Annotated in this window: 19 protein-coding genes; 12 read left to right on the top strand and 7 right to left on the bottom strand. The window is 64.9% G+C overall.

Annotated elements, in window-relative coordinates:
* Positions 1–21 precede the first annotated feature (21 nt).
* From CLU88_RS17315 to CLU88_RS17300, 4 genes are all read right to left on the bottom strand, one after another.
* On the bottom strand, positions 22–1,431 hold the full coding sequence (locus tag CLU88_RS17315; protein ID WP_099657651.1) for a NarK family nitrate/nitrite MFS transporter: 1,410 nt from the start codon (positions 1,429–1,431) through the stop codon (positions 22–24).
* Between the two features lie 19 nt (positions 1,432–1,450).
* Positions 1,451–2,740, bottom strand: a complete 1,290-nt coding sequence (locus CLU88_RS17310) for a nitrate/nitrite transporter (RefSeq protein ID WP_099657650.1) — start codon at positions 2,738–2,740, stop codon at positions 1,451–1,453.
* Between the two features lie 414 nt (positions 2,741–3,154).
* Complete coding sequence (locus CLU88_RS17305) at positions 3,155–3,856, bottom strand: response regulator (RefSeq protein WP_099657649.1); 702 nt, start codon at positions 3,854–3,856, stop codon at positions 3,155–3,157.
* The gene (locus tag CLU88_RS17300; RefSeq protein WP_099657648.1) at positions 3,853–5,793 is read right to left on the bottom strand and encodes a type IV pili methyl-accepting chemotaxis transducer N-terminal domain-containing protein; all 1,941 of its coding nucleotides are present in this window, start codon (positions 5,791–5,793) and stop codon (positions 3,853–3,855) included. The genes CLU88_RS17305 and CLU88_RS17300 overlap by 4 nt, the downstream gene beginning before the upstream one ends.
* A gap of 71 nt (positions 5,794–5,864) precedes the next feature.
* On the opposite strand from CLU88_RS17300, the gene CLU88_RS17295 reads away from it, so the two are divergent.
* From CLU88_RS17295 to CLU88_RS17260, 8 genes are all read left to right on the top strand, one after another.
* Positions 5,865–6,806, top strand: a complete 942-nt coding sequence (locus CLU88_RS17295; RefSeq protein WP_099657647.1) for a ChaN family lipoprotein — start codon at positions 5,865–5,867, stop codon at positions 6,804–6,806.
* A gap of 91 nt (positions 6,807–6,897) precedes the next feature.
* Complete coding sequence (purU, locus tag CLU88_RS17290) at positions 6,898–7,746, top strand: formyltetrahydrofolate deformylase (RefSeq protein WP_099657646.1); 849 nt, start codon at positions 6,898–6,900, stop codon at positions 7,744–7,746.
* A 30-nt stretch (positions 7,747–7,776) separates the two neighbouring features.
* A complete protein-coding gene (locus CLU88_RS17285; protein WP_099657645.1) occupies positions 7,777–8,679 on the top strand; it encodes a LysR substrate-binding domain-containing protein in 903 nt (300 codons plus the stop codon).
* Positions 8,680–8,928: 249 nt separating this feature from the next.
* Entirely contained in the window at positions 8,929–11,340 is a 2,412-nt protein-coding gene (locus tag CLU88_RS17280) for a choice-of-anchor X domain-containing protein (protein WP_099657644.1), read from the top strand.
* Positions 11,341–11,387: 47 nt separating this feature from the next.
* Entirely contained in the window at positions 11,388–11,936 is a 549-nt protein-coding gene (locus CLU88_RS17275; protein WP_099657643.1) for a type II CAAX prenyl endopeptidase Rce1 family protein, read from the top strand.
* A 57-nt stretch (positions 11,937–11,993) separates the two neighbouring features.
* Positions 11,994–13,490: an FAD-linked oxidase C-terminal domain-containing protein gene (locus CLU88_RS17270; protein ID WP_233205515.1), complete on the top strand. Its 1,497-nt coding sequence runs from the start codon at positions 11,994–11,996 to the stop codon at positions 13,488–13,490.
* 5 nt (positions 13,491–13,495) lie between these two features.
* Positions 13,496–13,855, top strand: coding sequence for a CidA/LrgA family protein (locus CLU88_RS17265; RefSeq protein WP_099657642.1), 360 nt, complete (start codon positions 13,496–13,498; stop codon positions 13,853–13,855).
* Entirely contained in the window at positions 13,839–14,564 is a 726-nt protein-coding gene (locus CLU88_RS17260; protein ID WP_099657641.1) for an LrgB family protein, read from the top strand. The genes CLU88_RS17265 and CLU88_RS17260 overlap by 17 nt, the downstream gene beginning before the upstream one ends.
* An 84-nt stretch (positions 14,565–14,648) precedes the next feature.
* Here CLU88_RS17260 and CLU88_RS17255 read toward each other — a convergent pair whose 3' ends face one another.
* Positions 14,649–15,950, bottom strand: a complete 1,302-nt coding sequence (locus CLU88_RS17255) for a DUF445 domain-containing protein (protein WP_099658966.1) — start codon at positions 15,948–15,950, stop codon at positions 14,649–14,651.
* Positions 15,951–15,969: 19 nt separating this feature from the next.
* Positions 15,970–17,109: an aminotransferase class V-fold PLP-dependent enzyme gene (locus tag CLU88_RS17250; RefSeq protein WP_099657640.1), complete on the bottom strand. Its 1,140-nt coding sequence runs from the start codon at positions 17,107–17,109 to the stop codon at positions 15,970–15,972.
* 143 nt (positions 17,110–17,252) lie between these two features.
* Here CLU88_RS17250 and ltaE point away from each other — a divergent pair, with 143 nt between their 5' ends.
* The gene (gene ltaE, locus CLU88_RS17245) at positions 17,253–18,323 is read left to right on the top strand and encodes a low-specificity L-threonine aldolase (RefSeq protein ID WP_099657639.1); all 1,071 of its coding nucleotides are present in this window, start codon (positions 17,253–17,255) and stop codon (positions 18,321–18,323) included.
* 21 nt (positions 18,324–18,344) lie between these two features.
* Here ltaE and CLU88_RS17240 read toward each other — a convergent pair whose 3' ends face one another.
* Complete coding sequence (locus tag CLU88_RS17240) at positions 18,345–19,073, bottom strand: YggS family pyridoxal phosphate-dependent enzyme (RefSeq protein ID WP_099657638.1); 729 nt, start codon at positions 19,071–19,073, stop codon at positions 18,345–18,347.
* Positions 19,074–19,111: 38 nt separating this feature from the next.
* On the opposite strand from CLU88_RS17240, the gene CLU88_RS17235 reads away from it, so the two are divergent.
* The 3 genes from CLU88_RS17235 (at position 19,112) to CLU88_RS17225 (ending at position 22,060) form a co-directional block, all read left to right on the top strand.
* Positions 19,112–20,155, top strand: a complete 1,044-nt coding sequence (locus CLU88_RS17235) for a type IV pilus twitching motility protein PilT (RefSeq protein ID WP_099657637.1) — start codon at positions 19,112–19,114, stop codon at positions 20,153–20,155.
* A gap of 66 nt (positions 20,156–20,221) precedes the next feature.
* On the top strand, positions 20,222–20,857 hold the full coding sequence (locus tag CLU88_RS17230; RefSeq protein ID WP_099657636.1) for a cyclic nucleotide-binding domain-containing protein: 636 nt from the start codon (positions 20,222–20,224) through the stop codon (positions 20,855–20,857).
* 66 nt (positions 20,858–20,923) lie between these two features.
* Positions 20,924–22,060, top strand: coding sequence for a PilT/PilU family type 4a pilus ATPase (locus tag CLU88_RS17225; RefSeq protein WP_099657635.1), 1,137 nt, complete (start codon positions 20,924–20,926; stop codon positions 22,058–22,060).
* Positions 22,061–22,101: the final 41 nt, after the last annotated feature.

The raw sequence follows: 22,101 nt of genomic DNA, 5'->3' as shown, positions 1-22,101 counted from the left end.
TGCGGACAGCTCAGGCGGCCATCAGCAAGGCATCTCGGCGTTCTTGCGCGCGTAGTACCACCAGGTGACGACGATGCAGACGGCATAGAAGACTGCAAAGCACCACAGCGCGGCATTGGGGGTGCCCGTCAGGGCGATGGAGCTGCCATAGCTCTTGGGAATGAAGAACCCGCCGTAGGCAGCCATGGCGGCCGTGAAGCCGAGCGTGGCCGCCCCCAGGGTGTTGCCTTCCTTATTGGCCTGGGCCACGGCAGCAGGGTCGTGCTTGTCCACGCCGCGCAGGGCCTCGGTCAGAAAGATCACAGGGATCATGCGGAAGGTGGACCCATTGCCAATGCCGGTGGTGAGGAACAGCACCAGGAAGCACACGAAGAAGCCAGAGAACTGCCCTTCATTGCCTGCGGAGGGCAAGAACACCGTGACGCCCATCACGGCGATGGCCATGACGATGAAGTTCCACAGCGTGACGCGCGCGCCGCCGAGCTTGTCGGCCAGCCAGCCGCCAAAGGGGCGGATCACAGCACCCACCAGCGGGCCCAACCAGGCGTAGGCCAGGGGGTTCACGCTAGGGAACTGGCTCTTGATGAGCAGCGGGAAGCCTGCGGCATAGCCGATGAACGAACCGAAGGTGCCGAGGTACAGCACGCACATCAGCCAGTTGTGCTTGCGACGGAAGATGGCGGCCTGCGCGGCGAACGAGGCGCGGGCGTCGGCAATGTCGTTCATGCCGAACCATGCGGCCAGGGCCGTGACGGCAATCCATGGCACCCAGATGAAGGCGGCGTTCTGTGTCCAGACCTGCACGGTCTGGCCGTTCTTCACGATGGTCTGGCCTTCGCCACCAAAGATGCCGAAGATGCCGGCCGTGACGACCAGCGGGCTCAGGAACTGCACCACCGACACGCCCAGGTTACCCAGGCCGGCATTCACGCCCAGCGCCGAGCCCTTGCGCTCCTTCGGAAAGAAGAAGCTGATGTTGGCCATGCTGGAGCTGAAGTTGCCGCCGCCCAGGCCGCACAGCAGCGCCAGGATGAGCATGGTGGGGTAGGCCGTGGTGTTGTCCTGCACCGCAAAGCCGATGCCGATGGCGGGGATCAGCAGCGAGGCGGTGGAGATCGCCGTCCAGCGGCGGCCACCGACCAGCGGCACCATGAACGAGTAGAAGATGCGCAGCGTGGCGCCCGAGAGCGCGGGTGCTGCGGCCAGCCAGAACAGCTGGTTGGTCGAATACTTGAACCCGAGACCTGGCAAGCTCACGGCGACCACGCTCCAGACCTGCCAGATGGCAAAGGCCAGGAACAGCGCGGGCACCGAGATCCACAGGTTGAGCTTGGCGACGGCTTCGCCTTCGCGCTCCCAGAAATTCTTGTCCTCTGGTGTCCAGAGGGTGAGCAGACGCCCCTGGCGCCCGCTGGTGGTGGTGGCAGACATGGTGAGGTTCCTAGAAAAATCAGCGGTTACCGGCTTGGGCGGTACCTTGTGCACCCATGACGCGGGTGTTGCGCACTTCGGTGAAGTACATCCAGATGAGCGAGACCCACACCACGCCGTACATCAACATGAAGGCGCTGGAGCGGATGCCGGTGAGGTCCATCAGCAGGCCAAACAGAATGGGCAGGATGAAGCCACCCATGCCGCCAGCCAGCCCGACGATGCCGCTGATCGTTCCGATGTTCTGGGGGTAGTCGTTGCTGATGTACTTGAAGACGCTGGCCTTGCCAAAGGCCCAGCAGATGCCCAGCAGGAACATGAGGCCGGTGAAGACATACACGTTCAGGCCCAGGTGAAAGGTCTTGGCGCCGTTGACGGTGAGGATGGTGAAGTCGGTCTGCGGATAGCTCAGCAGGAACAGGCAGATCCAGCTCACCCACATCACCCACCAGGTCACGCTGTGGGCGCCGTACTTGTCAGACAGCACGCCGCCGATGGCGCGCAGCACGCCGCCAGGCAGCGAGAAGCAGGCAGCGAGCAGGGCGGCGACGCGGATGTCCAGGCCGAACTCACCCACGTAGTACTGCACCATCCACAGCGACAGCGCCACGTAGCCACCGAACACGATGCTGTAGTACTGGCAGTACTTGAGCACCTTGGGGTCCTTGAGCGCCTTGAGCTGGTCGGTGAACTTGACGTTGCTGGACACCAGGTGGGAAGGATCGCTGTGGCTAAAGAACCAGAACAGCACCAGCGTGCCCAGCATGATCGCGGCGTACACCTGCGGCACCATGGTCCAGCCAAAGGCCACCAGGATCACAGGCGCCACGAACTTGTTGACGGCCGCACCCGAGTTGCCTGCGCCGTACACGCCCATGGCTGTGCCCTGACGCTCCCTGGGGAACCAGCGCGCCACATACGGCGTGCCCACCGAGAACGAGCCCCCCGCCAAGCCCACGAACAGGCCGATGGTGAGGAAGTGCCAGTATTCGGTGGCGTAGCTCATCATCCAGATGGCAGGCACGGTGGTGGCCATCACAGCGGCCATCACAATGCGGCCGCCAAACTTGTCGGTCCAGATGCCCAGCGGCACCCGCACCAGCGAGCCCGTGAGCACAGGCATGGACATGAGCAACCCGAACTGCGTGGAGTTCAGGTTGAGCATCTTTTTGATGGGGATCCCGATGACGCCGAACATCATCCAGACCATGAAGCAGACCGTGAAGGCGAAAGTACTGACGATCAGTACCGACCAAGCCTGACGGGTGCGCTGTGGGCTGTTGCCCGAGGGCAAAGTGGTTTGTGCCATGGCGCTAGTCCTCTCGTATTGGATGACAGGCATCGTCCCTCTTATCGGGGAGCTTGCCCATCCTTCGCTAGAACGTGTCTGGCACGGCAGAGGGAGTAGTCACACGGGGAGCACCATCGTTCGAAAGAACTATGGCCTTTGCAAGAGCAGCCGCGAAGCACACGGAAGATCAACAGGGCGGTTTATAGCGGACTATCTTGACAACATCAAGACGCTGCAAATTCAGGAGCACCTCACGCCTATGAGGAGCCATTCTTCAATAAGAAGTGGCTTCCATCGCCCGTAAAACAAGCGCGAGCAGCTCTCATTTTGAGAGCATTCAAATCTTGAAGGGAGAGGTCCAGCAGATCGGCCCGCACTGAGCGGCACACCCGCTGCGAGCCCCGTGGCGGCATGGGGCCGATGACCCCAGAGCTATTCGATGCGCTGACGGTCTGACGCGTAGACCGCGGCCTGCACGCGCGAGGTGAGCCCCAGTTTGCGCAGGATGTGTTGCACATGGATCTTGACGGTGGTCTCGGCAATATCGAGTGTGCGGGCGATCTCTTTGTTGCTCAGGCCGCGTGCAATTTCACGCAGCACGTCTTCTTCGCGCGGTGACAGTGGTGACACCTCTTCTTCAGGGGCTGGCGCGGCCACAACCCCCGCAGGCACGGGCTCAGGCGGGCCACCCTGGGCCTGGAACGCAGCCACCAGCTTGCCCATGAGCTCGGGGCTGACCACGGGCTCGCCGCGCGCTGCGCGGCGGATGGCCTGGGCCAGCAGGTCGCCATCGATCGTCTTGAGCAGATAGCCTTGCGCGCCGTTGCGCAGGGCGGTGGCGAGGTCCTGCGAATCCTCGCTGACGGTGAGCATGAGCACCCGCGAGTGTGGGGACACCTCGCGCAGGCCGCGAATGGCGTCCACGCCCATCACGCCAGGCAAGTGGTTGTCCAGCAGGATCACGTCGGGCTGCAGGCGCGGCACCAGGCGCAGGGCTTCGGCCGCATCGCCCGCCTCCCCCACCACCTCCAGCCCCGCATCCTGCCCCAACAAGGCGATCAGGCCCCGGCGAAACAGGGTGTGGTCGTCCACCACAAGCAGGGTCAAGGGGCGGGCAGCAGCGGCAAGGGTCACGTCAAAAGTTCCTGGTGTACAGCGGGAGCAGCGGGCACCGACGCCGGGGCAGGCGTCGCCGCTGGGGCCGGTGGGCGCGGGCTGCTGGGCAGCTCAATGCACACGCGCGTTCCCTGGCCTGCCTGTGAATGTACTTGCACCACGGCACCGATGCGCTGTGCGCGCTCGCGCATGATGCCCAGCCCCACATGCACCGAATCGGGCGGCACCTGCGCGGCTTCAAAGCCGATGCCGTCGTCCTGCACTTCAAAGCGCCAACGGGGGTGGCGCTCCACGCGCAGCGCCACCCGGCTGGCGTTGGCATGCTTGCGCACGTTGGACAAGGCTTCCTGCACCATGTGCAGCACCTGGATCTGCACATCGGGCGGCAGCGGCAGGCCGTGGCCCGACATGGCGAGCGTGGCGGCCATGCCCGTCTGGTGCTCAAACTTGGACAGCGTGGCGCGCAGCGCGGTTTCGATGTCTTCCTCGCTGGTGCGGGTGCGAAAGTGCACCAGCAACTCGCGCACATCGCTGTAGCACTCGCGCACACCCACATCCAGCTCGTCAATGCTGCGGTCGCGCTTGGCGGTGTCACCCTTGGTCACCGCATCGCGCAGCAACTGGGTCTGTATTTTCAGGAACGCCAGCGACTGGGCGATGGAGTCGTGCAGTTCGCGCGCAATCATGCTGCGCTCTTGCGCCACGGCGGCCTCGCGCTCCAGGGCCGTGGCACGCAGGCCTTCCATGGCGCTGGCCAGGTGGCGCGTCATGGCCTCCAACAGTTCGCGCAGCTCGTCGTTCAGCACCACAGGGGAGCGAAAGAACAGGTCCACCTCGCCCAGGACGCGCTGCTGCATTTGCACGGGAATGGTGACCATGGTCTCAAACCCGGCCTCGCGGCAGTGGGGCAAAGCGACGGCCGATGTGGGCGTGATGGGGATGACGCGGGTGCGCGCTTTTTCCTGTGGCTGGCCGCAGTGGCAAGCGCCAGTGTGCAGGCAGTGCTCTTGCTCGGCCATGGCTTTGGGCAGCCCATCGTTGGCCAGCAGCACATAGCGCTCGTTGGCTTCGTCCGACCAGCGCACGGCCACCGCATCGGCCCCGGCCACGCGCCGGATCTGGCGCACAAAGCCGTTGGCCAACGCCTGCAGGCTGCCCGCATCCGAGGCCAGTGCGCTGACCTCGTAGAGCGCCGCCAGCCGCTGGTTTTGCACGGCAATGCTGGCGGTCTTCTCCTGCACTTTTTGCTCCAGCCCCTCGTGCGAGGCCTGCAACGCGTGGGCCATGAGGTTGAACCCCGCAGACAGCTGGCCAAACTCGTCATCGGTCTCGATGGGCAGCCGGGTGCCCAAGTCGCCCTGGCGCAAGCGGGCCTGGGCATTTTGCAGCCGCGCTACCGGGTTGATCACCAGCAGGTAACTCACCGCCATGAAGGTTACAGCCGCGGCAATCGCCAGCGCCATCATGCACAGCTGAAACAGGTGCAGCGCGGCCGTCCACCCGGCAATCTGCACCTCGATGGTCTCCACAAACTGGTCCACCTGCTCCACAAAGTGGTCGGCCTGCGCCAGCGCCTGCACCCGGTCCGGGCGGGGCTCCTGCGTCCACTGGCGGTGCAGGGTGGTCCATTCCGCGCGGATGGCCTCAAACCGGGGGCGCGTCTCGTCGCCCCAGGGCACAAACAGAGGGCGGGCCGGGTCACCGGTGCGCAGCAGCTCCAGGCTGGCGTCAAACTCTTTGGCGCGCTGCTGCACGGCTTGCACGGGTTCCGTCTGCAGCACCAGCACCATGCGCAGCATGTTCATGCGCAGGCGACCCGCCTCGTTCACGGCGGCGGCCCCGCCCTCCAGCTTCCAGGTCACCCACAGGGTCAGGCCTATGGAGCCCAGGGCCACCAGCAAGAAGCCGGCCCCCAGTGCCAGCAGCTTTGCGGTCAAGGATGGAGAGGTTCGCATCGCCGCAGTGTAAACATGCCCCCTTGGGTACTCTTGACCCAAGTCAAGAAACAACCGCGTAGCATTTGCGCATGCGCTCACTGTTTTCCCGCTCACGCCCCCATTTTTCGTCTGCCCTCCCTCTGCTGCGCCGCGCCCTGGGTTCCGTGGTGATAGGTGCCGCTTTGGCAGGCTGCGCCCACCGCCCCCCCAGCGCCACCGGCACGCAATGGCCCCTGGTGTTGCGCACCGTGCTGCCTGCCGATGTGCTACTCCTGGGTGAGCAGCATGACGACCCGGAGCACCAGCGCATGCAGCACGAAGCCGTGAAATGGCTGGCCATCCGCAACCAGCTGGGCGCGGTGGTGCTGGAAATGGCCGAGCGCGGCACCAGCACGGTCGCACTGCCCACATCAGCCACACCAGCCCAGGTACAAAGCGCCCTGCAGTGGCAAGAGGCCGCCTGGCCTTGGGAGAAATACAGCCCCGCCATCATGGAAGCTGTGCGCGCCGGAGTGCCCGTGCTCGGGGGCAATCTGCCGCGCACCCAGGCCCGCAGCGCCATGCGCGACCAGGGCCTGGACCAAGCCCTGCGCCCCGAGGCCCTGGAGCGGCAGCGCGAAGCCATCCGCGAGGGGCATTGCAACCTGCTGGCGCAAGCCCAGGTGCCGGGCATGGCACGCATCCAGATCGCCCGCGACAAAGCCATGGCCCAAACCCTGGTAGACGCCCACCGCAGCCCAGGCACCACCGCCTTGCTGATCACTGGCGCAGGCCACACCCTGCGCACCGCTGGGGTGCCCGTGCATTTGCCAAAAAACCTGACCGTTCGCATCGTGGTGGCGCTGCAGCAAAAGGCCCCCACGCCCGAAGGAGCGTCCAGCGAAACCCAGACCGCCCAGCCCTCCCACAGCCAACAAGCCACAGCCGACGCCGTGGGCCGCCTTGTCCCGGCCGACGCAGACCTGGTGTGGACATCGCCCTGGCGGGATGCGCCCGACCACTGCGAAGCATTGCGCAAGCAACTGGAATAAGCGCTCTGGGCCCCACGCCCAGGCCCAAGAACCCGCCACAAGTAGCCCCGCAGCGCCAAGCCACCGCCGGTGCTGCGACAATGTGGCGCCTATGACCCAAGCCTATATCCTCACCCTGTCTTGCCCCGACCGACTGGGGCTGGTGCACGCTGTCTCCGGTTTTCTGATGGAGCACGGCGGCAACATTGAAGAAGCTGCCCAGTACAACGACAACGCCACGGGCCTGTTTTTCATGCGCGTGCAGTTCGCCTGCGACCAGCATGACCACGCCACGCTGAAGGCGCGCCTGGCCACCTTTGCCGAGCCCTTCGAGATGCGCTGGAGCCTGCACACCACGGCCGAGCCCATGAAGACCGTGCTGCTGGTCAGCAAAGAAGGCCATTGCCTCAACGACCTGCTGTTCCGCTGGAAGTCCGGCCTGCTGCCGGTGGACATCCGCGCCATCATCAGCAACCACCGCGAGTTCTATCAATTGGCGGCCAGCTACAACGTGCCGTTCCACCACATTCCCGTCACAGCAGCCACCAAGGCCCAGGCCGAAGCCAAGCAATTCGAGATCATCGAAGCCGAAGGCGCTGAGCTGGTGGTGCTGGCGCGCTACATGCAGGTGCTCAGCGATGACCTGTGCCGCAAACTGGCGGGCCGCGCCATCAACATCCACCACAGCTTCCTGCCCAGCTTCAAGGGTGCCAAGCCTTACTACCAGGCCCATGACCGGGGTGTGAAGCTGATTGGCGCCACGGCCCACTATGTGACGGCCGACCTGGACGAAGGCCCCATCATCGAGCAGGACGTGGCCCGCGCCGACCACACCGACACCGTGGAAGACCTCACATCGCGTGGCCGCGACACCGAAAGCCAGGTGCTGGCACGCGCAGTGAAGTGGCACAGCGAGCACCGCGTGCTGCTGAACGGCCACAAGACGGTGGTGTTCCGATAAAGCCTTTGCGGGCTTGATGGGTGCATTGAAGTGGCTACCACCGCTGCGGCCTCCGTGCTCAACAGCGCCGCAAGGCGCATTCCACCCATCCAGTGCCTGCTGACGTTTGAGGCCCTGGCCCGCCTGCGCAGCGTGACGCAGACCGCCGACGAGCTGTGCGTCACGCCCAGCGCCGTGAGCCACCGCGTCAAGCAGCTGGAGCAGATGCTGGGCGTGCGCCTCTTTGGGCGGGCGGACTTTTCGCTCACCACGGAGGGCAGCGCCTACCTGGCCCATGTGCGCGAAGGCCTAGGGGCACTACAGCGTTTTCCAGGGGAAGCCACAGCCCCCGGTCGCAGGCGCCTGAAGCTGGCCGTCACACCCACTTTTGCGCGCACCATTCTCATCCCACGCCTGCGACAGTTCACCGAGGCCTACCCGGAAATCGACCTGGCCCTGCAGGTGTCCATCCCGCTGCTGGATGTGGTGGCCGAGGATGCCGACCTGATGGTGCGCTTTGGCCCCGGCCACTACGCCGATGTGGAGCATATCGAGCTGGCGCGGGATGTGGTGACACCTTTGGCGTCCCCCGCATTCGTGCGCGAACACGGCCCGTTTGAACGCCCAGAAGACCTGGAAGGCCTACCCCTGCTGCGCAGCCCCCTGGAGCCCTGGCGCACCTGGTTTGCCGTGAGCCAGCTTGACTGGGCCGAGCCCAACGAGGGCTCGCAATTCAACGACATTGGCCTCATGTGCGATGCCGCCGCAGCCGGCATGGGCGTGGCCCTGGTGCGCCTGAAACTGGGCGCGCCCTGGCTGGAGCATGGCACGCTGGTGCGGCTGTTTCCCATCGAAGCCCACAGCCCCCACGCCCACTACCTGTGCTGGCGCGCCGGCGCCATGGAGCGCTGGGAATGCGCCGCCTTTGCGCAGTGGCTCAAGGGCACTCTCTGACCCTGCGGCACCCCGCGTCGCCTCGCCTCAACCCGCTTCGCCGTGGGACATGGCTCTTTGTTTCAGTACAGAAAAAGGGCTTGTGTGCACCTGCGCACTTTTTTGTTGCCTTTCCTTTTTGCCTGCAGATACTCCGCGCTGAAGAGGGAAATCAAGGTGCCAAAAAGCACAGCCGCAGACACCAGGCGTTGACACAAGCGCTAGTCTGCAGCGCCCTCCTTCCGTGTAATGACCGCAAGGAGTTCGAAGATGAAAAGCAAGACCCCGGGCCTGCAGCGCCCCACACTGAAGCGCGTCGTGGCCGCAGCGCTGGCTGCCACCCTGGCCATTCAGCCTCACATGGCCGCCCAGGCGGCCAACCACCCGCTCACCGCTGTGCGTGATGTGAACATCATCGATTACGTGGTGAACGTGGACTGGGACTACGACAACCCGCCCACGCAGCAGGACAACCCCGGACAGTTGCTGGACCGTGCCTACATCACCCAGGTGATCCGCACCGTGGCCCGAAGCAAGTTCACCGCCACAGAAGGCCGCCACCGCCTGGGCAACGTGTTCATCTACAAGAATGGACAGTTCGGCAACAACGTCGACATCCGGATGATCAACAAGTCCGACCGATCAGCGGCCAACATCTCCGGCTGGGGCACTCGGGGCCAGACTTCCTATAACTACCTGGCCTACAGCGGCGCCTTTGAAAGCGTGGATGCCCTGGGCAAGGTGATCAACCACGAATTGGGCCACTACACCTACGGCCTGTACGACGAGTATGTGGAGGCCGGTGCTGCCCTCAAGCCCAGCGACCCAGGCAGCCCCTCTGGCGAAGACACGCCCAAGAACACGGCCATGAACAACCACCTGGAGTTCGTGTCGCTATCGACCCCCGCCGACTACACCAACCCCGCTGAGCGCAAAACCGCCCAAGCCCGCATGATGGCCACACAAAGTGATGGCACTGGCGGCAGCGCCTGGGAGATGCTGACCAGACCACCCGAGCAGGACCCTGAAGTCGCCCGTGGCCAGGGACGCACGTTCTTCGAGGCCTTCCGTGGCGTTGATCCAAAGACCCTGAACCTGACACGCCCCACCACCGGGTTTGATGCAGACCTGAAGCTAATCTTTGCACCAGCGCCGGTGTTCCGTGACGTGATCGTGGTCGACCGCACGCTGCCCGCAGCCCGCCTGGCGGACCTGATGCAAGCAGCCAAGACCCTGATTGGCCAAGCAGCAGCCAACACCCAGTTCGCCATCGTGGCGTCCCCCGCCACGGGCAGCGAACCCGTCGCGGCATTCACCACTGCGGACGCAGCGGGCAAGCAGACCCTGACGGCTGTCCTGGATGCGATTCAGGCCGACACCGCAGGCACATTCAATGCGCTGACAGCCTTTACCAAGGCCTACGAACTGATTGGCGCAGCGCGCCAAGCGGGCGACCCGGCCACCCTGCACCTGCTCACGGGCTCCGAAGCCCAGGTGCCTGCAGAAGCGGCATCCACCGCCAAAACTGCCCGCATCGCTGTCAGCCCATTGGGCTTGACGGGGGGGAGCGCAGAAGCCCGCGCCATGCGCGCCAAGGCGGCCGTGCTCCAGTCCAAGGCAGGTGCTTCGGTGAACCTGACGCAACTGGCCCAGTTCACAGGCGGTGCTTACAACTCTGCCCGCAACGGCGCGGAAGCCGCCAAGGATGTCACCCGCGCACTGAACGAAGTGCATGCCAAGGCCGTCGCCTCCGTGCGTCTGGATGGCTCGGATGCGCTCGCAGCCAATGGCAGCTTCAGCACCCAGTTTCGCATCGCCAGCGCTGCGCTGGACGGCGCGGTGGACATCGAAAGCTACTTTGACCCAGCCGACGCCAAGAAGCTGAGCTTCAGCCTGACCACACCCGATGGCCGCGTCTTTACCCCCGCCAATGCTCCTGCAGGCATTGACATGGAACTGGACGCGGCAGAAGGTGTGTTTCTGGTCACGATCGGCACTGAGGTGTCGGGCCGCAATGGTGTGTGGGCGCTGAAGGCGACCAGCAACGCCGCCATGGTGGACGGCCTGAGCGTGGACGTGAGCAGCGCATCGCGCCTGGCACTCAATAGCGAAGTCACCGGTGGCGTGCTGTCCACCGTCAACACGGCCCCGACCCTGCGGGCCACGCTGGCCTCTGACAAACGCATCAAGGGCGCTACGGTGCGCGCCACCGTGTACAACGAGGATGGCCAGGCCGTTCTCGAAAACCTGGTGATGCGCGATGACGGGGTGGCCCCTGACCTGCGTGCGGGCGACGGGGAATACGCCGTATCGCTCAAGGACAAGCTCAAGGCAGGCGAGTACTACGCCATTGTGGAAGCCAACAACGACGGTTCCGCCGTGATCGCCAGCCTGGGGGCCCTGGTCAAGGGTGCCCGCGCTGAAGAGACGCCCGTAGAGGCGTTCCAGCGTGAAGCGGAGGTCTCGTTCACGCTGGAGGCCACAGCCACAGGGGTGCTGGGCACAGACAGCACACCGACACCCACGCCCACGCCAACGCCCACCCCAGGCAGTGGTGACAGCGGCGGCGGTGGCTGCACAGTCAACCCTGACGGACGCGACGCATCGTTGCTGGCGCTGCTGGGCCTGGCCCTGGCCGGAGCCGCCCTGCGCCGCCGTCTGCGCAAGGTAACTCGCGGCTGACATTCGCGAAGAGCCCCGCCCCGACCAGAAGCGCGACCTGGAATGCCATGAGCCTGACTCACCTGCGCCCCCTGAACGCCTTGACGCAGCCCGTGCGCGCCGGGCGACCGGCACGCCCTCACCCCAACCGGCTGCTGGCCTTTCTGGCGGGGTTGTGGGTGGCAGCTGTGGCCGTGGCATGGATCGCGCAGCACTGGCTGGGCATGGGGCTGCGCCCTGCGGGTGCGGGGGCATGGCTGTGGGTTCTGCTGGGTGCGCCCGTGCTGGAAGAGTCTGTTTTTCGGCCACTGGTGCAGAGCAGCCTGCACGAGGGGCTGCAGCGGTGGCGCCCTCCACTGCGCAGCAGATTCTGGCCCCGCCCAGCCGCAGTGCGGGCAGCGGTGCTGCGCTGGGCTGCGGCGCACGGCGCTACCGTGCTGACAACAATAGCGTTTGCCGCCGCCCACGCCCCAGCCCATGGCTGGCACTGCCTGTGGTGGCTGCTGCCAGGCTGGGCGCTGGCCGAGGTGTGGCGCCGCAGCGGCAGCCTTTGTGCCTGCATTGCCACCCATGCGTGGTTTAACTTGAGCCTGGCGCTTTTGTCACACGGACTGTGACGAAACTTCAACCAGTCCGCGCCCCCCAAATTGCCCCGAGGGCGTTACAGTGCGGCGGTGATAACCGAAACCTCCCCCATCACCCCTGAAGAGCGCAAGGCCCTGCAGCACCGCGTAGTGCAGGCCCTTTCTGCTGTGGTTCCACAGCACGCCCTGCTCTGGCACAGCGAAGACACCACCCCCTACGAGTGCGATGGCCTGACCGCCTACCGACAGCGCCCTCTGGTGGTGTGCCTGCCCGAAACGTACGAGCAAGTGGCCGCCGTGTTGAAAACCTGCCATGCGCTGCAGGTGCCGGTGGTGGCGCGCGGTGCAGGCACAGGCCTGTCGGGCGGGGCCATGCCCCATGCCACGGGCGTCACGCTGTCGCTGGCCAAGTTCAACCGCATCCTCGACATCAACCCCGAAAGCCGCACGGCGGTGGTGCAATGCGGCGTGCGCAACCTGGCCATCAGCGAGGCCGCCGCACCGTATGGCCTTTACTACGCACCCGACCCCAGCAGCCAGATCGCCTGCACCATCGGCGGCAATGTGGCCGAGAACTCCGGTGGCGTGCACTGCCTGAAATACGGCCTGACGGTGCACAACGTGCTCAAGGTAAAGGGCTTCACGGTGGAAGGCGAGCCCGTCGAATTTGGCAGCGAAGCGCTGGACACCCCTGGCTACGACTTGCTGGCCGCCGTGATCGGCAGCGAAGGCATGCTGGCCGTGACCACTGAAGTGACGGTCAAGCTCATCCCCAAGCCCCAGCTGGCGCGTTGCATCATGGCCAGCTTTGACGACGTGCGCAAAGCGGGCGACGCCGTCGCCGCCGTGATCGCGGCCGGCATCATTCCCGCCGGGCTGGAGATGATGGACAAGCCCATGACTGCCGCCGTAGAGGACTTTGTGCACGCAGGCTACGACCTCACAGCCGAAGCCATCTTGCTGTGCGAAAGCGACGGCACTCCCGAAGAGGTGGAGGAAGAAGTGGGCCGCATGAGCGAGGTGCTGCGCGCCGCAGGCGCCACGGCCATCTCGGTCAGCCAGGACGAAGCAGAGCGCTTGCGCTTTTGGAGCGGTCGCAAGAACGCCTTCCCCGCCAGCGGCCGCATCAGCCCCGACTACATGTGCATGGACTCGACCATCCCGCGCAAGCGCCTGGCAGACATCCTGCTCGCCATTGCCGAGATGGAAAAGAAATACCAGCTGCGCTGCGCCAACGTGTTCCACGCGGGCGATGGCAACCTGCACCCACTGATCCTGTTCGACGCAAACGACCCGGACCAGCTGCGCCGCTGCGAGCTGTTTGGCGCCGACATCCTGGAAACCAGCGTGGCCATGGGCGGCACGGTGACGGGCGAGCATGGCGTAGGCATCGAGAAGCTGAGCAGCATGTGCGTGCAGTTCTCTGGCGAGGAAAACGCGCAGATGTTCGGGCTCAAGCATGCGTTCGATCCGGCAGGGTTGCTGAACCCGGGCAAGGTGATTCCGACGCTGCACCGGTGTGCGGAGTACGGGAAGATGCTGGTGCTCGGGGGGCAAATCAAACACCCCGAGCTGCCGCGTTTTTGAAGCCAATGAAACCCTTGCAAGGTTTGGCCTTCCTGCTGCTCATGCAGTCAGCGGGTGAAGCGCTCTCGCATTTTTTGAAGCTGCCAGTGCCTGGCCCCGTGGTGGGCATGGTGCTGTTGGTGTTGGCCTTGCGCTGGGGCCCCGTGCAAGCGGCAGTGGCCCCGGCTGCGGGCTTCCTGCTCAGCCACCTGTCGCTGTTGTTCATCCCGGTGGGCGTGGGGGTGATGACACACCTGGCCTTGCTGAGCGAGTACGGTTTGCGGCTGGTGGCGGTGATCGTGTTGTCCACCTGGATCGGCATGGCCGTGACGGCAATGGTGCTGCGCCTGCTGCAACCCAAGGCGATCCATGCCGAACTTCGTTGAACTGTGGGTGTACCTGGCCTCGGCCCCGCTGTTTGGGCTGACGGCAACCCTGTCCGTGTATGTACTAGCCCAGGCACTGTCGGTGCGCGCGGGGCACGCGCCCTGGGCCAACCCTGTGATGTTGTCGGTGGCCGCGCTGGCAACACTCATGCTGGCCACAGGCACCGCCTACCCCACCTACTTTGCGGGTGCACAGTTCATCCACTTCTTGCTGGGGCCTGCGGTGGTGGCACTGGGCTGGCCCCTGTGGCAGCGCCGTGCAGCGCTGCGCGCGCGCTGGGCTCGCCTGGTGCTGGCGTCACTGGCCGGTGGCAGCGCCGCAGCGGCCAGTGCCGTGGGGCTGGGCTGGGCGCTGGGTCTGCCGGGGGATGTGCTGCTGTCGCTGGCGCCCAAATCCGTCACGGCACCGGTCGCAATGGGTGTGGCCGCGCAAATCGGCGGCGTACCGGCGCTGGCGGCAGTGTTTGCCGCACTGACGGGCATGGTGGGTGCGCTGTCGGCCCGCTGGCTGTTTGGGTGGATGCGTTTGCCGAGCGACGCGGAGGGCATGGCTCTGCGGGGGTTTGCACTGGGCACCGCGTCGCACGGCATTGGTGCGGCGCACGCGCTGCAGGTGCATGCCGAAGCAGGGGCGTATGCGGGGCTGGCGTTAGGGCTGCAGGTGGTGCTGGCGGCGGTGTTGATGCCGTTGGTGTTTCGGTGGTTGTGAGGGCCTTTGCCGTCAATTTTTAAGCCATTTTGGCCGTTAGCGCTTGTATCAACTGCGCTGGCAGCTACGCTTTTGATAGCAAATTCAAGCCCCTGACACTGCCGCCCAAACCTCCCTGGCGTGGGACACCCCGAACAACACCAACCCGATCAACCCGCCGACCACGGTGCCGTTGATGCGGATGTACTGCAGGTCCTTGCCAATGTTCAGCTCGATCAGCCGCGTCATCTCTTCCGTGTCCCAGCGGCGCACCGTGTCTTCAATGTGCTGGGCGATGAAGGCCGACACATCTGGCGCCAGCCCCTCTACCCACCGCTCCAGGCGGTCATTGAACGACTGCCGCAACGCCGCATCGCCCGCCAACGACTCACCGAACCACAAGCCCAGCTTGCCCACCTGCCGCGCCAGCACCGAATCGGCATCGGCCAGGTCGCGCTGCAGCGCCCCGCGCAGGTCCTGCCACAAGGTCTGCACATAGCCCGCCACCGTGGCATCGGTCTGCAGCCAGGTGCGGATCTCCTCGCCCTTGCGTGCCCAGCCGGGGTCAGTCCGCAGGCGCTCGATGAAACGCTGCACCACTGCATCGAACTGCGCGCGCAGGGCGTGCTGCGGGTTGGCAGCGACATCGGCCATCACGCTCTCCAGCGCGCGGGCCAGCAGGGCCGAGCCCTTGTCGCCCAGCCAATCGCTGGGCAATAACTTTTCGGTGCGCGGGTGGTCCTTCTTGAGCCAGGCCACGATGGCCTGCGCCACCCAGGCACGGGTTGGCTCGTTCTGCAGCAATTCGATGAGTTTCTCCAGCACCTCGTCCAGCAGCGCCTGGTGGCGGCCGTTGTGCGTGAGGGTATCGAGCACCGCCGCCAGGGCACGCGACATGTCCACCTGACCGATCAACGCGCGCGCCGCCTTCTGGATGAAGCGCTCCACCTGCGCGTCCTGCACCGTTTCCAACGCGGCCGAGGCCAAACGCGTGGCCTGGTGCCCCAGCAGCGCGGCGTTGCCCGGTGCCGTCAGCCACTGCGCCAGCCGCTCGGCGGGGTCATGCCGGCGGATCAGCGCCACCAGCGAGGGCACGTCCAAAAACTTGTCGCGCACAAAGGTGGCCAGGTTGCGGCCGATGCGCGCCTGGTTGCGCGCGACGACCGCGGTGTGCGGAATGGGCAGCCCCAGCGGGCGGCGGAACAGCGCCACCACCGCGAACCAGTCGGCCAGCGCGCCCACCATGGCGGCCTCGGCCATGGCTTTGATGCAGTTAAGCAGCAAATCCCGCTCGACCACGCTGGTGGCAATAAAAACGGCGGTCACCAGCCCCAGCAGGCCCAGCGCTTGCCGCTTGGCGCGGCGCAGGGCCAGCGCTGCGGTGTCAGGGGCCGCCGCGGTGGTCATCCGGGTTTGCTGCAGCGCCTCAGGCCGCAACGGCGATCTGGTCCAGCGCCTTGGCAAGGTGGCCCACGGTGCGGTCCACGTTGTGCCACTTCTCCAGGCCAAACAGACCGATGCGGAAGGTCTTGAAGTCCGGGCCTTCGTCGCACTGCAGCGGCACACCCGCAGCGGTCTGCAAGCCCACTTCCATGAACTTCTTGCCGTTCTGGATGCCGGGGTCGGTGGTGTAGCTCACCACCACGCCGGGCGCCTTGAAGCCATCGGCCGCTACGCTGGGGAAGCCGCGCGATTCGAGCAGCGCGCGCACCTTGGCGCCCAGCTCGATCTGATCGTCGCGCACCTTGGCAAAGCCGTAGGCGCGCGTCTCGGCCATCACCTCGGACAGGCGCACCAGCGCATCGGTGGGCATGGTGGTGTGGTACGCGTGCTGGCCCTTTTCATAGCCCTCGGCGATCTGCATCCACTTTTTGAGGTCGCACGAGAAGCTGCTGCTGGTGGTGCCGTCGATGGCCTGGCGCGCGCGTTCACTCAACATCACCATGGCGCAGCAGGGCGAGCCGCTCCAGCCCTTTTGCGGCGCGCTGATGAGCACATCCACGCCGGTGGCCTGCATGTCCACCCACATGGCGCCCGAAGCCACGCAGTCCAGCACGAACAGCGCGCCCACATCGTGGGCCGCAGCCGTCACGGTGCGAATGTAGTCGTCGGACAGGATGATGCCGCTGGCCGTCTCCACATGGGGGGCGAACACCACCTTGGGTTTTTCGGCGCGGATGGTGGCCGCCACTTCCTCAGCCGGGCATGGTGCCCAGGGCGCCTGCGGGCCGCTGCCCTGCTGGCGCGCCTTGCAGACGACCGAGCCGCCACCCAGACCCTTGTCGGCGTCAAAAATCTGCGTCCAACGGTAGCTGAACCAGCCGTTGCGCACGATGAGCACCTTCTCGCGGTTCGCGAACTGGCGGGCCACGGCCTCCATGCCGAAGGTGCCGCTGCCGGGCACCAGCACGGCGGTGTGGGCGTGGTAGACCTCTGTGAGCGTGCCCAGGATGTCCTTCACCACGCCGGTGAAGCGCTTGGACATGTGGTTGAGCGCGCGGTCGGTGTAGACCACCGAAAATTCAAGCAAGCCATCGGGATCGATATCGGGCAGCAGTCCGGGCATGAAAGTTCTCCGTCAACAGGAACGCCACCCCGGTGCGGGGTAGGCCGAGCAGGCCAGCTTAGCATGCAGGCTGGGCCAAAAGACCCACCCGCACAGCGTTGGCCACGGGCCGCTACGATGCCCTTTTTACCCGCAGGATTGCCATGCCCGACTTTCGCAGCGACACCGTCACCCAACCCACGCCCGCCATGCGCGAGGCGATGTTCAAAGCCCCGCTGGGCGACGATGTGTTTGCCGATGACCCCTCGGTCAACGCCCTGCAGGAGCATGCAGCGCAGTTGCTGGGCTTTGAGGCCGCGCTGTTCGCCCCCTCGGGCACGCAAACCAACCTGATTGCGCTGTGGGGCCACTGCCAGCGGGGCGATGAAGCCATCGTGGGCCAGAGCTGGCACACCTACCGCTGGGAGGCGGGCGGCATGGCGGTGCTGGGCTCCATCCAGCCCCAGCCCGTCGAGACCCAGCCCGACGGCACGCTGCGCGTGGCCGACATCGCCGCCGCCATCAAGCCGGACGACCCACACTTTGCACGCACCCGACTGGTGGTGCTGGAGAACACGACCGGCGGCCAGGTGCTGCCGCCCGCCTACATCGCCGAGGTGGCCCAACTGGCCCGCAGCCGGGGGCTGGCGATGCACCTGGACGGCGCGCGCTTGTTCAACGCCGCCACGGCCAACGCAGCACGCCATGGCACCGATGTGTACGAAGAAGCGCGCACGCTGTGCAGCCATTTTGATTCGGTGTCGCTGTGCCTGAGCAAGGGCCTGGGCGCCCCCGTGGGCTCACTGGTGCTGGGCAGCGCTGCGTTCATCCGCCAGGCACGCCGCACCCGCAAAATTCTGGGTGGCGGCATGCGCCAGGCCGGTGTGCTGGCGGCGGCGGGGCACTATGCGCTGCAGCACCACGTCCGCCGACTGGCGGATGACCATGCCCACCTGAACCAGTTGGCCCAGGGGCTGCAGGAGATGGGCCGCAGCCACCCGGCGCTACAGGGCCGCATCACGGTGCAGCCCTGGCAAACCAATATTTTGTTCACCGACATCCACCCAGACATTGCCCCGGCCTTCACGGCCTGGCTCGCCCAGCACCAGGTGCGGGTGACCAGTGGCTTGTATGCAGGCCAGACCCGCCTGCGCTGGGTGACGCATCTGGATGTGAGCCAGGCCGATGTGCAAGCGGCCCTGGACTGCGTTGCGCGCTTTGCCCTGCCCGGCTGAAGCGGGGGCAACCACCGCCCGTCAAGCAGGGGGGTAGGTACGCCCACCAAACACCCCTGTGCCGACACGCACCATGGTGCTGCCTGCCTGGATCGCGGCATCCAGGTCGGCCGTCATGCCCAATGACAAGGTGTCAAACGCCTCGGCGCCCGGGATGCCTACCTCCACAAGGGCCTTGCGGATTTGGTCAAACAACGCGCGGGCCGCACTGTGCACCGCTTTCTGGGCTGCGAAGTCAGGACTGGCATCGGGGATGCTCATCAGCCCGCGCAGCCGCAGACGTGGCAGTTTTGCCACAGCCAAGGCCAACTCCAGCGCGTCCTGGGGCGCAACCCCGGCCTTGGTCTCGCCACCGTCCACGTTCACCTGGATGCACACATTCAAAGCAGGCAGGTCCTGGGGCCGCTGGTCAGACAAGCGCTGGGCGATCTTGAGCCGGTTCACCGTGTGGACCCAGTCAAAGTGCTCAGCCACCAGCCGGGTCTTGTTGCTCTGCACAGGCCCGATGCAGTGCCATTGCAGCGCAAATGGCAATTGCTGGCGAAGCGCCAGGATCTTGTCCACGCCCTCCTGGATGTAGTTTTCGCCGAAAGCCCGCTGCCCGGCAGCGGCGGCCTCGGCCACGGCCTCGGCGCCGAAGGTCTTGGAGACAGCCAACAAAGCCACCTCCTCCCGCGCCCGGCCAGCTGCCCGGCACGCCTCGGAAATGCGGTCGTTCACCTGTTGGAGGTTGTTAGCAATCGTGGTCATAATGGCCGCCAAGCGTACCAAACGATAGAGGGAACCCCGTGGACATTACCCAATTGCTGGCATTCAGCGTCAAGAACAAGGCCTCCGACTTGCACTTGTCGGCGGGGCTTCCGCCCATGATCCGGGTGCACGGCGATGTGCGGCGCATCAACGTCGAGGCACTGGACCACAAGACCGTGCACGCCATGGTGTACGACATCATGAGCGATTCCCAGCGCAAGCAATATGAGGAATTCCTGGAGGTCGACTTCTCGTTTGAGATCGAAGGCCTGGCCCGTTTCCGTGTCAACGCCTTCAACCAGAACCGTGGCGCAGCGGCCGTGTTCCGGACGATTCCGAGCAAGATCCTGACGCTGGAGCAACTGAACGCCCCCAAGATTTTTGGCGACCTGGCCCTCAAGCCACGGGGCCTGGTGCTGGTGACCGGCCCTACGGGCTCGGGCAAGTCCACCACGCTGGCCGCCATGGTCAACTACCTGAACGAAACCGAGTACGGTCACATCCTCACGGTGGAAGACCCTATCGAGTTCGTGCACGAATCCAAGAAGTGCCTGATCAACCAGCGCGAAGTCGGCCCGATGACGCTGTCGTTCGCCGCTGCGCTCAAATCCGCACTGCGCGAAGACCCGGACGCCATCCTGGTGGGCGAAATGCGCGATCTGGAAACCATCCGCCTGGCCATGACGGCCGCTGAAACAGGCCACTTGGTGTTCGGCACGCTGCACACGTCCAGCGCCGCCAAGACCATCGACCGGATCATTGACGTGTTCCCGGCCGAAGAAAAGGAAATGGTCCGCGCGATGTTGTCCGAATCGCTGCAGGCCGTGATCTCGCAAACGCTGTGCAAAACCAAGGACGGCTCGGGCCGCGTGGCCGCGCACGAAATCATGCTGGGCACCAGCGCCATCCGCAACCTGATCCGCGAGGCCAAGGTGGCGCAGATGTACTCCACCATCCAGACCAGCAACAGCGTGGGCATGCAGACGCTGGACCAGAACCTCACGGATCTGGTGCGCCGCAACATCATCAGTCCTGCAGAAGCGCGCGCCAAGGCCAAGATCCCCGAGAACTTCCCTGGTTGATCGGCGTCACACACGCCCCCACAGACACATATCGCAGCACCGTTGTGCTGTAGACCGGAGCATCTTATGAAAGGCATTCTTGGCCTTCTGCGTTCAAAAACCATAGGCAACAAGCCCAAGGACGACAACACCGATTCCGTGCTGTTTTCTACCGCCTTTGCGGGCCAGGGCGTGGATGATTCCATGCTCGTCCCTTGGGAGGCACGCGCTGTAGAGGTAGGCGCCAAGCGCCTGCCCACCAGCCGGGGTGGCAAGCTGCTGCAAGGCCTGTGGTCCAAAGACAAGTACATGGCGCACCTGGACAAGGATGCCGTGGAACGCATGGAGCGCTTTTTTGAATTTGCCGCCATTCCGTCCAACCGCGACGTGATCCGCCAGGACGAATACGGCAACTTCATGGTGGTGCTGTTGACTGGCACCATTGCGGTGGACCGCGTGCAACCCTGGGGAGAGCAATTGCGTCTGGCGGAAACCCGCCCAGGCGACATCCTGGGCGAGATGTCGCTGCTCGATAGCGGCATCCGTTTTTCGGCCTGCACCACGCTCACCGATTGTGAAATCGCGGTGCTGAGCGCCGAAGCCATGGACGACATGATGTCCCAAGACCCCCAGTTGGCCGCCAGCTTGGTGGCGCTGTTGGCGCGTAAACTGTCGTTGCGCTTGCGCGTGGTCAGTGCCCGCTTGAGCGACAACCAAAAGTAACCGCACGTAAACAGCGCAGAACAAAGACAGCCGCCCGGCTGACAATGACGCCAGAGAGGATTTCTGATGGAACGCGATCAGGCCAGTAAATTTATCAATGACCTGCTCAAGTTGATGGTCAGCCGCAACGGCAGCGACTTGTTCATCACAGCGGAGTTTCCACCGGCCATCAAGGTCGATGGCAAGGTGACCAAGGTATCGCCCCAGCCTTTGACGCCCACGCACACCCTCACATTGGCCCGCGCCATCATGAGCGACAAGCAGGTGGCCGACTTTGAACGCACCAAGGAATGCAACTTCGCCATTTCGCCTGCGGGCATTGGCCGCTTCCGGGTGAATGCTTTTGTGCAACAAGGCCGGGTCGGCATGGTGCTGCGGACCATTCCGCTGACACTGCCCACCATTGACGGCCTGGGGGTGCCCCAGGTGCTCAAGGAAGTAACGATGGCCAAGCGCGGCTTGTGCATCATGGTGGGCGCGACCGGCTCCGGCAAGTCCACCACACTGGCCGCGATGGTGGACTGGCGCAACGAGCACTCCTTTGGCCACATCATCACAGTGGAAGACCCGGTCGAATTCGTGCACCCCCACAAGAACTGCGTAGTGACGCAGCGCGAAGTGGGCCTGGACACCGACAGTTGGGAAGCCGCCCTCAAGAACACCCTGCGCCAAGCGCCCGATGTGATCCTGATGGGCGAAATCCGCGACCGCGAAACCATGGAGCATGCCGTGGCCTTCGCTGAAACCGGGCACTTGTGCCTGGCCACGTTGCACGCCAACAGCGCCAACCAAGCACTGGACCGGATCATCAACTTCTTCCCAGAAGAGCGCCGCGCCCAATTGCTGATGGACTTGTCGCTGAACTTGCGCGGCATGGTGTCGCAGCGGCTGATTCCCAAGCAAGACGGCAAGGGCCGTGCTGCGGCGGTGGAAATCATGCTCAACACCCCGCTGATTTCTGACCTGATCTTCAAGGGCGATGTCTCTGAGATCAAGGAAATCATGAAGAAGAGCCGCAACCTGGGCATGCAGACTTTCGACCAGTCGCTCTTCGATCTGTACGAAGCGAACGTCATCAGCTATGAAGACGCGTTACGCAACGCTGACTCGTTGAACGACCTGCGCTTGCAAATCAAGCTCAACAGCCAACGCGCCAAGTCACCAGACTTGGCCTCGGGCACCGAGCATTTCGCGATAGTTTGAAAGCCCCCCTGAGTCGCCTGCGGCGCCTTCCCCCGAGGGGG

It is taken from the genome of Acidovorax sp. 56, assembly GCF_002749705.1.
GTDB lineage: Bacteria > Pseudomonadota > Gammaproteobacteria > Burkholderiales > Burkholderiaceae_C > Acidovorax.
Note: the sequence above shows the minus strand (reverse complement) of the source record. Positions and strands in the feature narration are given on the sequence as shown.

What these genes read in the sequence shown, in the direction of transcription:
- CLU88_RS17315 (WP_099657651.1), bottom strand. Translation starts at nt 1,431, where the DNA reads ATGTCTGCCACCACCACCAGCGGGCGCCAGGGGCGTCTGCTCACCCTC.
- CLU88_RS17260 (WP_099657641.1), top strand. Translation starts at nt 13,839, where the DNA reads ATGCCGAACTTCGTTGAACTGTGGGTGTACCTGGCCTCGGCCCCGCTG.
- CLU88_RS17250 (WP_099657640.1), bottom strand. Translation starts at nt 17,109, where the DNA reads ATGCCCGGACTGCTGCCCGATATCGATCCCGATGGCTTGCTTGAATTT.
- CLU88_RS17225 (WP_099657635.1), top strand. Translation starts at nt 20,924, where the DNA reads ATGGAACGCGATCAGGCCAGTAAATTTATCAATGACCTGCTCAAGTTG.
- CLU88_RS17280 (WP_099657644.1), top strand. Translation starts at nt 8,929, where the DNA reads ATGAAAAGCAAGACCCCGGGCCTGCAGCGCCCCACACTGAAGCGCGTC.
- CLU88_RS17265 (WP_099657642.1), top strand. Translation starts at nt 13,496, where the DNA reads ATGAAACCCTTGCAAGGTTTGGCCTTCCTGCTGCTCATGCAGTCAGCG.
- CLU88_RS17275 (WP_099657643.1), top strand. Translation starts at nt 11,388, where the DNA reads ATGAGCCTGACTCACCTGCGCCCCCTGAACGCCTTGACGCAGCCCGTG.
- CLU88_RS17300 (WP_099657648.1), bottom strand. Translation starts at nt 5,793, where the DNA reads ATGCGAACCTCTCCATCCTTGACCGCAAAGCTGCTGGCACTGGGGGCC.
- CLU88_RS17240 (WP_099657638.1), bottom strand. Translation starts at nt 19,073, where the DNA reads ATGACCACGATTGCTAACAACCTCCAACAGGTGAACGACCGCATTTCC.
- CLU88_RS17255 (WP_099658966.1), bottom strand. Translation starts at nt 15,950, where the DNA reads ATGACCACCGCGGCGGCCCCTGACACCGCAGCGCTGGCCCTGCGCCGC.
- CLU88_RS17310 (WP_099657650.1), bottom strand. Translation starts at nt 2,740, where the DNA reads ATGGCACAAACCACTTTGCCCTCGGGCAACAGCCCACAGCGCACCCGT.
- CLU88_RS17295 (WP_099657647.1), top strand. Translation starts at nt 5,865, where the DNA reads ATGCGCTCACTGTTTTCCCGCTCACGCCCCCATTTTTCGTCTGCCCTC.
- CLU88_RS17230 (WP_099657636.1), top strand. Translation starts at nt 20,222, where the DNA reads ATGAAAGGCATTCTTGGCCTTCTGCGTTCAAAAACCATAGGCAACAAG.
- ltaE (WP_099657639.1), top strand. Translation starts at nt 17,253, where the DNA reads ATGCCCGACTTTCGCAGCGACACCGTCACCCAACCCACGCCCGCCATG.
- purU (WP_099657646.1), top strand. Translation starts at nt 6,898, where the DNA reads ATGACCCAAGCCTATATCCTCACCCTGTCTTGCCCCGACCGACTGGGG.